Genomic DNA, 12361 nt, shown 5'->3' on the forward strand with positions numbered 1-12361 from the left:
CTGGACGCGCCTTTCCATGACCCATAGCGACGCCGCCCCGTCCCGCAAAGCCCGCCGCAGCAGGCTGTTCGCACCTTTTATCCTGGCCGCCCTCGTTGCGGGCGGTTGGAGCTACGGCTGGTTTTGGCTGCGCGGCCAGGCCGAGCAGAAGATGGACGCCCAGGCCGCCGACCTGAAGTCGCGCGGCTACGACCTCTCCTGGAGCGCCAGGACGTTTCACGGCTTTCCGTTCCGGATGAACATCGACCTGACCGACGCCCGCGTGGCCGAGCCCACGGGCTGGGCGGTGCGCGCGCCGGTGTTGAAGGGCGAGGCCGCCATCTTCGACGTCACCCACTGGGTGCTGGTGGCGCCGCAAGGCGTGGTGCTGACGCGGCCCGAGGCCGGCGACGTCGCCATTACCGGCCAGGCGCTGCGGGCCAGCATCTCGCGTATCAAGGAGTATCCGCCGCGCATCTCGGTCGAGGGCGCGGGCCTGACCTTCACGCCGGCCTCGGGCGCCAAGCCGTTCCAACTGGTTTCGGCGGACGGCATGGAGCTGCACCTGCGCGCGGGTCCGGAGGACCAGGGCGCGATCCTGTTCAAGGCCGACGGCGCCAAGACCGCGTTCACGGGCCTCTTGGGCCGCATCGCCCAGGACAAGACCGCCTCGCTGATGCTGGAAACCAAGCTCTCGCACGTCTCGGCGCTGCGCGGCCGTAGCTGGGAGGCCGCCGTGAAGGGCTGGAGCGCCGCGGGCGGCCAGATCACCTTCGAGCAAAGCCAAATCCTGGCCGGCGACGCGGAAGGGCGGGCCAAGTCCGGCGTGCTGTCCGTCGACTCGCAAGGACACCTGACCGGCGACCTCGAAGTGGCCATCAAGGAACGCGTCGACCTCTCCAAGCCGATCCGCACCCCCGAACAGGCTCTCGCCGCCGCCGCCCAGGCCATGGGGCGCGAGCCGGTCATCGAGGCCAGCCTGCATTTCCGCGACGGGCGCAGCTTCCTGGGCGTACTCGACACCGGCCCCGCGCCGCGGGTCTACTGATCGAGCAATGCTCACCCAAAACGCAATTTTCTTCCCGTGAAGGCTGGCTATTGCGTGTTCGGCGGCAAAGACTATGGTCCGCCCTCCAATTTCGGGGAAGAACATGGGCAGCGACGCGACGGACGCCACACCGTCTCTCGATGAGGTTCGATGGCGGCTCGACGCCATCGACGGTGAACTGCTGAAGCTGCTTGACGAGCGCGCCAGCCTGGCCGGCGCGGTCGCCGCCGCCAAGCGCGCCTCGGGCGACACCGGCTTTGGCCTGCGCCCCGGCCGCGAGGCCCAGATCGTCCGCAAACTGCTCGACGCGCCCCGCAAGGGCGCCTCCAACGCCCTGGTCATCCGCATCTGGCGCGAGATCATGGCCGACAATCTGGCGCGCCAGGGTCCTTACCAACTGGGCGTTTTCGGAGGCCGGGAGCCGGCCCGCACGGTTGAGCTGACCCGTCTGCGCTTCGGGACCGCGCCGCGCCTGTCTCTCGTCCCGACGCCTCAGGACGCCCTCACCGTCGCCCGCGCCCCGTGGGGCGTAGCCGTCCTGCCGCTGGCCAGCGACACGCCGTGGTGGGGACGTCTGCTGGCCGAGCCGAAACTGAAGGTGTTCGCCGCCCTGCCCTGCCTCGCGACTTGGGGGCTCCAGGCCGCCCTGGCCGTGGCCGAGGTGGAGGTCGAACCGACCGGTGGCGATCAGACCTTCTGGGTTAGCGACTCGCCCAAGAGCGCCGCCGCTATCGTAGAGGCCCTGGGCCAAGACGGCGTCGCCGCCGAACTGATCGCCGATGCCGGCGGGCTGAAGCTGTTTTCGCTGTCGGGCTTCTTCCAGCCGGACGACGAGCGGCTGGCGCGCGCGCCAGGCCAATTGACTGGCGTCATCGGGGCTGCGCCCGAGCAGTTCGACGTGTAAGAAGCGGCCGCCGTACACAGATTGGTACGACGCCCGAGTAGACCCCCGAGCAGACCCATGACCGCCTCCGCCGCAGACCGCTTCGCCGCGCCCCGCCCCGTCCCCAAGGCCGGGATCCTGGACATCCACGCCTATGTCGGCGGCAAGTCCAAGGTCGAGGGCGTCGCCCATCCGGTTAAGCTGTCGAGCAACGAGAACATCCTGGGCAGCAGCGACAAAGCCAAGGCGGCCTATCGCGACGCGGTCGACCGCCTGCACATCTATCCGGACGGCAAGGCCAACATCCTCCGCGAGGCGGTGGCCAAGCGTTACGATCTCGAGCCCGAGCGCCTGACCTTCGGCGACGGCAGCGACGAGATCTTCGCCCTGCTGTGCCAGGTCTATCTGGAGCCCGGCGACAACATCGTCCAGGGCGAGCACGGCTTCGCCGCCTACGCCATCGGGGCACGCGCCTGCCAGGGCGAGGTACGGATGGCCAAGGAGATCAACCACCGCATCGACGTCGATGAGGTGGTGAAATGCGTGGACGAGCGCACGCGCCTGGTCTTCATCGCCAATCCCGCCAACCCGACCGGCACCTGGCTGACGGGCGAGGAGATCCGCGCCCTGCACGCGGCCCTGCCGCCGTCGGTGCTCCTCGTCCTGGACGGCGCCTATGCCGAGTTCTGTAGCGATCCGCGTTTCGAGGACGGCCTCGACCTGGCCCGCACCGCCGAGAACGTGATCGTCACCCGCACCTTCTCCAAGCTGCACGGCCTGGCCGCCCTGCGCGTCGGCTGGGGCTACGCGCCCAGCCACATCATCGAGCCGATCGAGCGCATCCGGCCGCCGTTCAACACCTCGATCCCCGCCCAGGAAGCGGCGGTCGCGGCGCTGTTCGACGACGAATTCCAGGCCCGTTCGCTGGCCCTGGTCGAGCAGTGGCGTCCGTGGCTGGCCCAGCAGCTCGGCGGCCTGGGCCTGGAGGTGACGCCGTCGGCGGCCAACTTCGTGCTGGCGACCTTCCCGACCACGCCCGGCAAGACGGCTCTGGAGGCCGAGGCCTTCCTGGCGTCGAAGGGCTATCTGGTCCGCGCGGTCGCCAATTACGGCCTGCCCAATGCGATCCGCATCACCGTCGGCCTGGAAGAGCAGAACCGCGCCGTGGTCGAACTCCTCGCCCAGTTCATGAGCCGCTAGATGTCTGGCTTTTCCCCCGCCCCCCCGGCGAATGCCGGGGTCCAGATCGAACCCACGGCCGCCTTTCGCTTGAAACCAGGCAAGAGGCACGTCATCCCAAACCGCTCAGGCTGGATCTGGGCCCCGGCGTTCGCCGGGGAGATCGGTTTGAAGTGAGCCCTATCCATGTCTAGCCCCGGCGTTCTCTATCCGAAAATGACCGTGATCGGCGCTGGCCTGATCGGCGGCTCGATCATCCGCGCCGCGCGTGAGCATGGCGTCGTCGGCGAGATCACGGTGGCCGACGCCAGCGAGGCGCACCGGGCTCGCGTCCTCAAGCTGGGCATCGCCGAACACGTCACCGGCGACATCGCCCAGGCGGTCAAGGACGCCGACCTCGTGGTCATCGCCACGCCCGTGCTGTCGATCCCCGACCTGGCCGCCCAGGTGATCCCCGCCATGAAGGCCGGCGCGACCCTGACCGACGTCGGCTCGACCAAGGGCAATGTCGCCGAGGCGTTCCGCGCCCAGGACATCTCGAAGATCCACGCCATCCCCGGCCACCCGATCGCCGGCACCGAACAGTCGGGCCCCGACTCCGGCTTTTCCGAGCTGTTCGAGAACCGCTGGACGATCCTCACCCCCCTCGACAGCGAGGACGAGGCCTACGCGGCCGCCGTTGCGCGCCTGTCGACCTTCTGGCGCGCCTTCGGGGCCCAGGTCGAGCTGATGGAGGAGAAGCACCACGACCTGGTGCTGGCCGTCGTCTCGCACCTGCCTCACCTGATCGCCTACACGATCGTCGGCAGCGCGGCGGATCTGGAGAACGTCACCGAGAACGAGGTCATCAAGTATTCGGCCTCGGGCTTTCGCGACTTCACCCGCATCGCCGCCAGCGACCCGACCATGTGGCGCGACATATTCGTGGCCAACAAGGACGCGGTTCTGGAGATGCTGGGCCGCTTCACCGAGGACCTGCAGGCGATGAGTCGCGCGATCCGCTGGGGCGACGCCGACACCCTGCACGCCCACTTCACCCGCACCCGCGCCATCCGCCGTGGCATCGTGGCGGCGGGCCAGGAGAGCGCCGAGCCGAACTTCGGCCGGGACCGCGGCAAGCACTGAGGCGCCACGCCGCTTCTCGCCGTAATCGCGAAACACAGCCGTAACAATCGCGGCTCATGCAAAACGTCCAGGGACAATCACCCGGAAGGAAACGACCTATATGCGCCGCATAATTCTCGCCGCGCTGGCGACCTGCGCCACTTTCACCGCGGGCGCCGCGCTCGCCCAGGCCGGGCCGCCGCCTGGCATGCAGATGCCGTCGCCCGAAGACATCTTCAAGCGCTGGGACGCCAACAGCGATGGCGCCGTGGACCTGAAAGAATGGACCGGCGCGGGCCGTCCCGAGGACCGCTTCGCGATGATCGACGCCAACAAGGACGGCAAGATCACGCTCGACGAAATGAAGTCTGCCTTCGAGAAAATGCGCCAGCGTCGCATGCAGCAGGGCGACGGCCCGCCTCCCGGCCCGCCGCCGGAAGGCCCGCCGCCCGAAGGTAACTGAGCCGCGCTCAGGATGCTTTGAACGCCGTCTGGCTCGCCGCCAGGCGGCGTTCCGCGTATGGGAGGGTCCAGCAAAGATCGTGACAACGCTGTCCGGCTTGCCTAGCTTTCAGACTGAAAAAGTCGGAGCGAGCTCTTAGGATGCGCAACAACCGTCTGGCCGCCCTGCCGCTCGTCGCCCTCCTGCCGCTCGCGGGCGCCGCGCATGCCGAAGAGGCCCCTCGCGCTCTCCGGTTCAACCAGAGCGGCTTCGAAGCCAACGGCCCTAAGCGCGCCGTGCTAGCCGATCCCTCCGCCCAGCCGCTGGACTGGACCTTGCTGGACGCCAAGGGCGGCGTGGTCCTGCGGGGCAAAACGCGGGTGTTCGGCGATGACGCCGCCTCGGGCGAGCACGTCCACCAGATCGACTTCTCGTCCTTCCGGCGGGCGGGAGACGGCTATCGACTCAAGGTCGGCGATGCCGAGAGCAGGCCCTTCGCGCTGCGCGCCAAGCCCGACGGCAAGCTCACCCGGGCGTCGCTGTCGTTCTTCTACCAGCAGCGGGCCAGCATCCCGATCGAGGCCCGTTTCGTGGAACGCCCCGATCTTGCCCGCCCCGCTGGCCATGCACCGGACAAGGCCACCTGCTTCGACAAGGCCGACGAGCGCGGGCAGGTCTGGCCAGGCTGCGGCTACACACTGGACGCCAGCCGCGGCTGGTACGACGCCGGCGACCACGGCAAGTACGTTGTCAATGGCGGCGTCTCGGTCTGGACCCTTGTCAACGCCTATGAGCGCGCCGCCGTGCTCAAGCGCAAGGCCGCGCTCAAGGCCGTGGGCGACGGCGCCCTGGCCCTACCCGAAAGGAGCAACCGCGTTCCCGACCTGCTGGACGAGGCGCGCTACGAGTTGGCGTTCCTGTTGTCGATGCAGGTTCCGGACGGCCAGACGCTCCAGGTCCCCATCGGCAAGCAGAACCCGGTCGATGGCAAGCTGCCCCTGACGCCCGTCGACGCCTCGGGCATGGCGCACCAGAAGATAGCCGACGATCAGTGGACGACGATCCCCACGGCGCCGGCCGAGGACAAGCGTCCCCGCTATCTCTACTACCCGACCACCTCGGCGACGCTGAACCTGGCGGCCGTGGCCGCCCAGGCTGCGCGGGTCTGGAAGACGATCGACCCGGCCTTCGCCGCGCGGTGCCTGGCCGCAGCTCGCCGGGCCTACGCCGCCGCCGTGCGAAATCCAGAAATCTATGCCCTGGGCGCCTTCGCCGGCAGCGGCGGCTATGGCGATGGGAACCTGACCGACGAATTCTACTGGGCGGCCGCCGAGCTCTACGCCACGACGGGCGAGGACGCCTACGCCCAGGCGCTGCGGGCCTCGCCGCTGTTCCTGGCCGGACCCACTGCGGGCGACCGCCCGACCGGCGACATCAGCTGGAGTTCGGTCGGCGCCTTGGGCGGCGTGACTCTCGCCCTCGCCCCGAACGGGCTCAAGCCCGCCGAGATCGCCAAGCTGCGCGCCAACCTTCTCGCCAGCGCCGACAGCCATCTCGCCGATGGCCAGACCCAGGGCTACGCCCTGCCCTATGCGCCCAAGGGCTATCCCTGGGGCTCGAACGCGTCGGTGCTGAACCGGGCGATCATCCTGGGCGTGGCCTATGACCTCACCGGCAAGGCCGCGTATCGGACCGGCGCGCTCGACGCCCTCGACTACGTGCTGGGTCGCAACCCGCTGGACCGGTCGTATGTCAGCGGCTTTGGCCCTCGGGCCATGCGCAATCCCCACCACCGCTTCTGGGCCCGCGAGGCGAACCCGGCCTACCCCGCGCCGCCGTCGGGGGTGCTGTCGGGCGGCCCCAACTCCACCGACATGGACGACCCCATTGCGCGCGACATGAAGGGCCAATGCCACCCTCAGACGTGCTGGACCGACGACTACCGCGCCTTTACCCAGAATGAGGTCGCGATCAACTGGAACGCGCCCCTGGCCTGGGTGTCGATCTTCCTCGACGACACCGCCCGCTAGGCCTTGCCGCGTGGGCCGCCAGCGCCATCGCCCCTATGGTTTACCTGCCGTTGGCCTTGCTGCGCGGCGCTTTGTCGCGAGATCGCCAAGGCGACTTTGGCTATTCCCGGAGGGAACAAGTCTTGCAATCTAGTGTCGTGACCGCGACAGTCCCATGATCCCCAACCACGCCCGCTCGAAGATCCGTGACAATCCGTTGGCCCTGGCCCTTCTGGGACAGGCGTCGCGGAACAGCATGGCGACGATGGGCGTGCAAGCGGCGGCGGCGATCGGCGTTACCCTGGCCTCCCTGCCCAGCGAGCGCCCGTTCTACTGGGCATGGCTGGCGGTGACTCTGACGGTGCTGGCCGCGCGTATCGTCGCCGACCGCCTGCTGGCCGCCGCCATCGCCGGCCGGGCCCTGGCAAACCGGCTGGACCTTCTGGCGGCGATGTTCTCAAGCGGCCTGATCATCAGCGCCGCCCTGTGGGCTTTCCTGGCCTGCGCGCGCATTCCGATCGACAGCCAGTCGACGCGCTATGTGATCATCGTGGTGCTGTCGGCGCTGGCGGGCGGCGCGACCGGCGTGCTCTCGCCCCTGAAGCTGACCGGCCGAATCTATATCGCCCTCATTCTGCTGCCCGCCTCCCTGACCCTGATCGCCGGGCAGCTAAGCGAGACCGTGCTGGGCGTACTGGGCGTCGTCTTCTGCCTGGTCATGCTGGCGGGCCATCGCAACAATCACGCCTTGCTCGTCGACTCCATCCAGCTGCGCGACCAGAACCGAGACCTGGTTGAGGCCCTGGCGCGGCGCAGTCACGACCTCAACAGTCTGAACCAGGACCTCGAGGCGCGAGTGGCTCTGCGGACCCGGCAGTTGCAGCAGGCCACCGAACGCGCTCAGGCGGCCAATGAGGCTAAGTCCCGCTTCCTGGCCACGGTCAGTCACGAGATGCGCACCCCGCTGAACGCGATCCTCGGCGTGGGCCAGATCCTGACCCGCTCGGCCCTGGGCCGGAAGCAGCGCGAGCAGGTGCTTGAGATGAAGGGCGCGGCCCGGCGCCTGCGCATGATGATCGACGACGTGCTGGACCTATGCCAGCTGGACGACGGCGAGCTGCGCTTGAAGCCGCGACCGTTCCCGCTGGCCGCCCTCGCCCAGTCGCTCGACCACCTGCACCGCCCCGCCGCCGAAGCGCGCGGCCTGCGCCTGACCATGCAGCTGGAGGCCGCGCCGGCGGAGACCCGCCTGGGCGATGTCGATCGGCTGCGGCAGGTGGTCAGTGTGCTGATCGACAACGCCCTGAAGTTCACCCACCAAGGCGGCGTCGACTGCCGGATCAGCGGCGCGGGCGGCAAACTGCGGATCGAGGTCAGCGACACCGGCGACGGCGTCGCGCCGGACAAGATGGCCGTGATCTTCGAGCGCTTCAGCCAGATCGACGACTCGACCAAACGCTCGGCCGGGGGCATTGGCGTAGGCTTGACCCTCTGCCAGGGCCTGGTCACAGCCATGGGCGGCGAGATGACCGCCGCGTCGCAGCCAGGGCGCGGCTCGACCTTCACCCTTGTGATCCCCTGCCCCGTCTCGACCCCGGCGCCGCAGCGGGCGTCTGTCCCGCAAGCGGAGGGCGAGGAGGACGCGCCGACCCTGCTGGTCGTCGACGACAACGCCATGAACCGCGAGATCATCGCCGCCCTGGTCGAACCGTTCGGCATCGCCTGCGGCTTCGCCGCCGACGGCCGCGAGGCGGTCGAGGCCTGGCGGCGCCAGCCCTGGGACGCGATCTTCATGGACGTCCACATGCCGGTGATGGACGGCGTGGAGGCCACCCGCGCCATTCGCCAGGAGGAAGATCGGTTGGGTCGCCCGCGCGTTCCGATCGTGGCGGTCACCGCCAGCCTGATGCAACAGGAAACCGCCAGCTATCAGGCCGCCGGCATGGACGACGTGCTCCCCAAGCCCATCGAGGTCTCGGCCCTGGCTGAAATGCTGGCGCGCTGCGTGGGCGGCGGCGAGGACACCGCGACCAAAGCCGACGCCTAGAGCCGGGCGAACCCCAAAATCAGGTCGCGCCGACGCTTGAGTGCTGACCCAAGCCGGGCTAAACGGGTCCTCCCTTTGGCGGGCGTAGTTCAGAGGTAGAACGTCAGCTTCCCAAGCTGAATGTCGGGGGTTCGATTCCCCCCGCCCGCTCCAAAGCTTTCCTGACCTATGACGACCGTCGCGGCGCTGTGTGCTACAGCGCACGGGAAGACTGTGTTCAGAGCAGGGACGTTGCTTGACGCGTATCGTTTATCTGTCTTTTCCGACGGGCGCTGTGGCGGGCGGGCAAAAGGTCATTCTGCGCCATGTCGAAGCCCTCAACAGGATGGGCTTCGAGGCGATCTGGTGGCGCAACACCGACAAGGTCGACCTGACCTGGCTGGATTTCGAGGCGCCGACCGAGGTGGGGACACGGTTTCGCCCGGATGACATCTTGGTGGTTCCGTCCGACGCCCCCAACGCGATCCGCACCCTGGCCCAGGACAGGCGGCGCACGGTCATCTTCGAGCAGAACCAGTTCAGCTTCCTGAACCTGGGACTTGAGCAAGTCGACGCGTTCGCGCCGGGTCATTCGCCGGTCTTCTTCGCCGTCGGCGCGATCAACGCCAACACGATCCGCAGGGTGGTTCCGGGGGCCCAGGTGGAGATCGTCCCATGCTTCGCCGACGAGCGGATCTTCAAGCCTGGCGCCAACGACCTGCTGCAAGCGGCCTATTCGCCTCGCAAGCGGATGGGGGAAACCAGGATCATCCGGCAGTTCCTGAGCAAGGCCCATCCGCGCCATGTCGGCCTGCCATGGGTCGAGATATCCAACCAGCCCGAGGCCGAAGTCGCCGAGATTTTGGGACGATCGGCGCTCCATCTCAGCCTTCCGCGGTTCGAGTCCGTCGGCATGACGACCCTGGAAGCCATGGCGTGCGGCTGCGTGTCGGCTGGCTTCATGGGCATCGGCGGTCGCCAGTACATGACGGCCGAAAACGGATTCTGGGCGCCCGACGATGATTGCGAAGCCGCCGCCGACGCCCTGGCCGAGGCGGCGGATGTCGTGGCCACCGGCGGCGCGCGGTTGGCCGCCCTACGAGACGCGGCCCGCGCCACGGCCGACCAGTGGTCGTACGCGCGCTTCCTGATAAAGCTGGAAGAGGTCTGGGAGCGTCTGGCCCCCGAGGCTCGACGTCTGCCGACCCGGCGCTAAGCCGGCCCAAGCGTTCGCGTTGACGGTTCGCCGCTTCGGGCGCACCATCGCCTCAAACAGATGTTTGGGGAGAAGCGCGATGGCGGACGGTGAAGACCATCCAGGCGTCGAGGCCCGGGCCAAATTTCACGCCATGGTCGACGGCACGGCCGAGGACTGGGCGATCATCGCCAGCGCGTCGATGGAATTTGGCCGCGACCTGCCAAAACGCCTGATCGCGCATCTGAATCTTCTGAAGGGAGACTGCGGCGGTTTCGCCATCGACCGGCTGGAGCACAGCCTGCAGACTGCTACCCGCGCGCATCAAGCCGGCGAGGACGAGGAATATGTCGTCTGCGCCCTGCTGCACGACATCGGCGACATCCTGGGTCCACGCAATCACGCCGACATCGCCGCGGCGATCCTCCAACCGTTCGTGTCGGAGCGAAACCACTGGATGGTGGCGCACCACGCGATCTTTCAGGGCTACTACTTCTTCCATCACCTGGGCCTGGACCGGAACCTGCGCGACCAGTTCCGGGGCCATCCCGACTTCGAATACACGGCCAAGTTCTGTCATGTGTACGACCAGGAAGCCTTCGACCCCAGCTTCCAGTCGATGCCGCTGGAGGCGTTCGAGCCCATGCTGGGCCGCGTGATGAGCACGCCCAAGCGCTCGATCTACATGGCGCCCCGCGCGGCGGAGTAGGCGGTCTCGCCCCGGACTGTTACGCCGACGGCGCGCCCAAGCTTCACAATAAGCCCGCCGCATGTGAAAGACGCGTGGAACAACGTTCTTTCATGGAAGCTTTGGCCTCGCCGCGGCGTCGCGCACGGGCCAAATAGGGGGATGGCGTAATGGCTTATGGGAAGCTGAGGCGGTTCATCGAACTGGCGGCGATGGATCGGCCATGGGTCGGGAAGGTGTTCGGCCGACGACGGAAAAGCACGCCGCCGCGCGACTCCAACGCCAACTGGGATTGGGACAGCGACTATGCGTCAGGGGTGCTGGACCGACTGTGGCGCAACGACCAGCGTCACCACCATAGGCTGCTCGCGTCGTTACTGGCGGGAAGCCGACCGAACCCGGCTGTGCTGGACATCGGCTGCGGTGAAGGCGCGTTCTACCACACGATCGCCCTGCACCGCCCGTCGGCCTATCTGGGCGTTGATGTCTCCAAGCTGGCCATCGAACGAGCCCGGGAAAAGGCGTCAGCGACGCCTATCGACGGACCCGTCCATTTCGAAACGGGCGATGGGAGCGCCTTCGACACCGACGAGACCTTCGACGTCATCGTCTTTTCGGAATGCGCCGAGTTCCTGGGCGACATGTCCAAGGTCATGGACCGCTACCGCAAGAACCTGCGCGAAGGCGGCAAGTTCGGGGTGACCATGTGGTTGGCCACCCGTCAGTTGCCCACCTGGGAACTCATGAAGGCCCACGCGAAAGTAGAGGACGAGGCCATCGTTTGCGCCGCTTGGGGCGGCGCCTGGATCGTCGCGGTGCTTTCGCCGCGCTGACCCGGCGGGGGGCGTCCCCCGCCGGAGCCCCCTTGCCTACTCGACGCGCTGGGCCTTGATCCCCAGCTTGGCCAGCTGGACCTGGACGCTGTCGGGACCAACGAGGTGGCCGGAGCCCACCGCGACGAAGCTAACCCCTGAACCGGCGAGCTTGGTCTTCAGCTGTCCCGCCCAGTCCTGGTTGCGCTTGACCAGCATCACGTCATAGACCGACGGATACTTGGTCTTCATCTCGGTGACGAAGACGGTTTCCAGGGCGGCCACATCGCCGGCGCTCCAGGCCGTGACCATCTCGTCCAGCTTGCCGACACCTTCTTCGGCGTTGTCGACGGACGAGTTCAGGAACTCGGTTTCGATCGGCGCGGGCAGGTCGGCAAAGAAGCGAACCTGCTGCTCGGCCGTCTCCAGAGCGGCCTGGGCCTTGCCCGCCGCCTTGGTCTCCTTGGTCAGGACGGCCTCGACACCGCTGCGGGGGTCGTAGCCAGCCTTGATGATCGGCGCCATCGAGACGGTGATGCCCGCCAACCACGGCCGCATCATCTCCAGGGCCTGCGGCGGCATGCCCACGGTCTGGGCCACGGCCGAGACCTTCTTGAAGGCCTCGGGGCCGATCTTTGCCGACAGAGTCTTGGTCTGGTCCAGGCCATAGTGGGTGACCAGCGGCTGCATGACGGCGGGATCGTCGGCGCCGATGACCTCCAAGGTCAGGTCCGCGCTGTCGGCGATGGCCTTGTCGATCTTGGCCGAGCGCCACTTCGTGTCGGGCTTCAGCACGTGGATCGTGCCGAACAGGTAGATCGTCGAGTCCTTGTCCTTGATCGCCCACAAGGCGGGTTCGGCAAGCGCGCCGCCAGCAAAGCCAAGCGCGAAGACCGAGACAAGGCCGACGGCCAGACGCTTGGTGGCGCGGTGAAGATTGAGAAACATGGAAACGCTCCGATGAGATGGATCAGGTTGAAGGTGATGGGAGACGCC

At 67.8% G+C, this 12361-nt stretch carries 11 protein-coding genes and 1 tRNA gene; 11 read left to right on the forward strand and 1 reads right to left on the reverse strand.

Annotated features, from left to right (window positions below):
* The first annotated feature begins 16 nt into the window (after nt 1–16).
* From CSW59_RS18045 to CSW59_RS18095, 11 genes are all read left to right on the forward strand, one after another.
* Nucleotides 17–1027 (forward strand): DUF2125 domain-containing protein, encoded by a 1011-nt coding sequence (locus tag CSW59_RS18045; RefSeq protein ID WP_099445369.1) that lies wholly within the window; start codon nt 17–19, stop codon nt 1025–1027.
* Nucleotides 1028–1130: 103 nt separating this feature from the next.
* Complete coding sequence (locus tag CSW59_RS18050) at nt 1131–1931, forward strand: chorismate mutase (RefSeq protein WP_099445370.1); 801 nt, start codon at nt 1131–1133, stop codon at nt 1929–1931.
* Between the two features lie 57 nt (nt 1932–1988).
* A complete protein-coding gene (gene hisC / locus CSW59_RS18055) occupies nt 1989–3110 on the forward strand; it encodes a histidinol-phosphate transaminase (RefSeq protein ID WP_099445371.1) in 1122 nt (373 codons plus the stop codon).
* A 165-nt stretch (nt 3111–3275) separates the two neighbouring features.
* Nucleotides 3276–4214: a prephenate/arogenate dehydrogenase family protein gene (locus tag CSW59_RS18060; RefSeq protein ID WP_099445372.1), complete on the forward strand. Its 939-nt coding sequence runs from the start codon at nt 3276–3278 to the stop codon at nt 4212–4214.
* A gap of 100 nt (nt 4215–4314) precedes the next feature.
* The gene (locus CSW59_RS18065) at nt 4315–4656 is read left to right on the forward strand and encodes an EF-hand domain-containing protein (protein ID WP_099445373.1); all 342 of its coding nucleotides are present in this window, start codon (nt 4315–4317) and stop codon (nt 4654–4656) included.
* 140 nt (nt 4657–4796) lie between these two features.
* Nucleotides 4797–6665: a glycoside hydrolase family 9 protein gene (locus tag CSW59_RS18070; RefSeq protein WP_099445374.1), complete on the forward strand. Its 1869-nt coding sequence runs from the start codon at nt 4797–4799 to the stop codon at nt 6663–6665.
* 154 nt (nt 6666–6819) lie between these two features.
* Nucleotides 6820–8691 (forward strand): ATP-binding protein, encoded by a 1872-nt coding sequence (locus tag CSW59_RS18075; RefSeq protein ID WP_099445375.1) that lies wholly within the window; start codon nt 6820–6822, stop codon nt 8689–8691.
* 78 nt (nt 8692–8769) lie between these two features.
* A tRNA-Gly gene (locus CSW59_RS18080) sits at nt 8770–8844 on the forward strand.
* An 82-nt stretch (nt 8845–8926) separates the two neighbouring features.
* On the forward strand, nt 8927–9886 hold the full coding sequence (locus CSW59_RS18085; RefSeq protein ID WP_099445376.1) for a glycosyltransferase: 960 nt from the start codon (nt 8927–8929) through the stop codon (nt 9884–9886).
* 79 nt (nt 9887–9965) lie between these two features.
* The gene (locus CSW59_RS18090) at nt 9966–10574 is read left to right on the forward strand and encodes an HD domain-containing protein (RefSeq protein WP_099445377.1); all 609 of its coding nucleotides are present in this window, start codon (nt 9966–9968) and stop codon (nt 10572–10574) included.
* 149 nt (nt 10575–10723) lie between these two features.
* The gene (locus CSW59_RS18095) at nt 10724–11386 is read left to right on the forward strand and encodes a cyclopropane-fatty-acyl-phospholipid synthase family protein (protein WP_099445378.1); all 663 of its coding nucleotides are present in this window, start codon (nt 10724–10726) and stop codon (nt 11384–11386) included.
* Between the two features lie 36 nt (nt 11387–11422).
* Here CSW59_RS18095 and CSW59_RS18100 read toward each other — a convergent pair whose 3' ends face one another.
* Entirely contained in the window at nt 11423–12313 is an 891-nt protein-coding gene (locus tag CSW59_RS18100; RefSeq protein ID WP_099445379.1) for a TraB/GumN family protein, read from the reverse strand.
* Between the last annotated feature and the right edge of the window lie 48 nt (nt 12314–12361).

This window comes from Caulobacter sp. BP25 (assembly GCF_002737755.1).
Classification (GTDB): domain Bacteria; phylum Pseudomonadota; class Alphaproteobacteria; order Caulobacterales; family Caulobacteraceae; genus Caulobacter.

Excerpts from the sequence above, each read along its gene's own strand:
- CSW59_RS18045 (WP_099445369.1), top strand. The coding sequence starts at position 17 with ATGACCCATAGCGACGCCGCCCCGTCCCGCAAAGCCCGCCGCAGCAGG.
- CSW59_RS18075 (WP_099445375.1), top strand. The coding sequence starts at position 6,820 with ATGATCCCCAACCACGCCCGCTCGAAGATCCGTGACAATCCGTTGGCC.
- CSW59_RS18065 (WP_099445373.1), top strand. The coding sequence starts at position 4,315 with ATGCGCCGCATAATTCTCGCCGCGCTGGCGACCTGCGCCACTTTCACC.
- CSW59_RS18100 (WP_099445379.1), bottom strand. The coding sequence starts at position 12,313 with ATGTTTCTCAATCTTCACCGCGCCACCAAGCGTCTGGCCGTCGGCCTT.
- hisC (WP_099445371.1), top strand. The coding sequence starts at position 1,989 with ATGACCGCCTCCGCCGCAGACCGCTTCGCCGCGCCCCGCCCCGTCCCC.
- CSW59_RS18060 (WP_099445372.1), top strand. The coding sequence starts at position 3,276 with ATGTCTAGCCCCGGCGTTCTCTATCCGAAAATGACCGTGATCGGCGCT.
- CSW59_RS18095 (WP_099445378.1), top strand. The coding sequence starts at position 10,724 with ATGGCTTATGGGAAGCTGAGGCGGTTCATCGAACTGGCGGCGATGGAT.
- CSW59_RS18090 (WP_099445377.1), top strand. The coding sequence starts at position 9,966 with ATGGCGGACGGTGAAGACCATCCAGGCGTCGAGGCCCGGGCCAAATTT.
- CSW59_RS18070 (WP_099445374.1), top strand. The coding sequence starts at position 4,797 with ATGCGCAACAACCGTCTGGCCGCCCTGCCGCTCGTCGCCCTCCTGCCG.
- CSW59_RS18050 (WP_099445370.1), top strand. The coding sequence starts at position 1,131 with ATGGGCAGCGACGCGACGGACGCCACACCGTCTCTCGATGAGGTTCGA.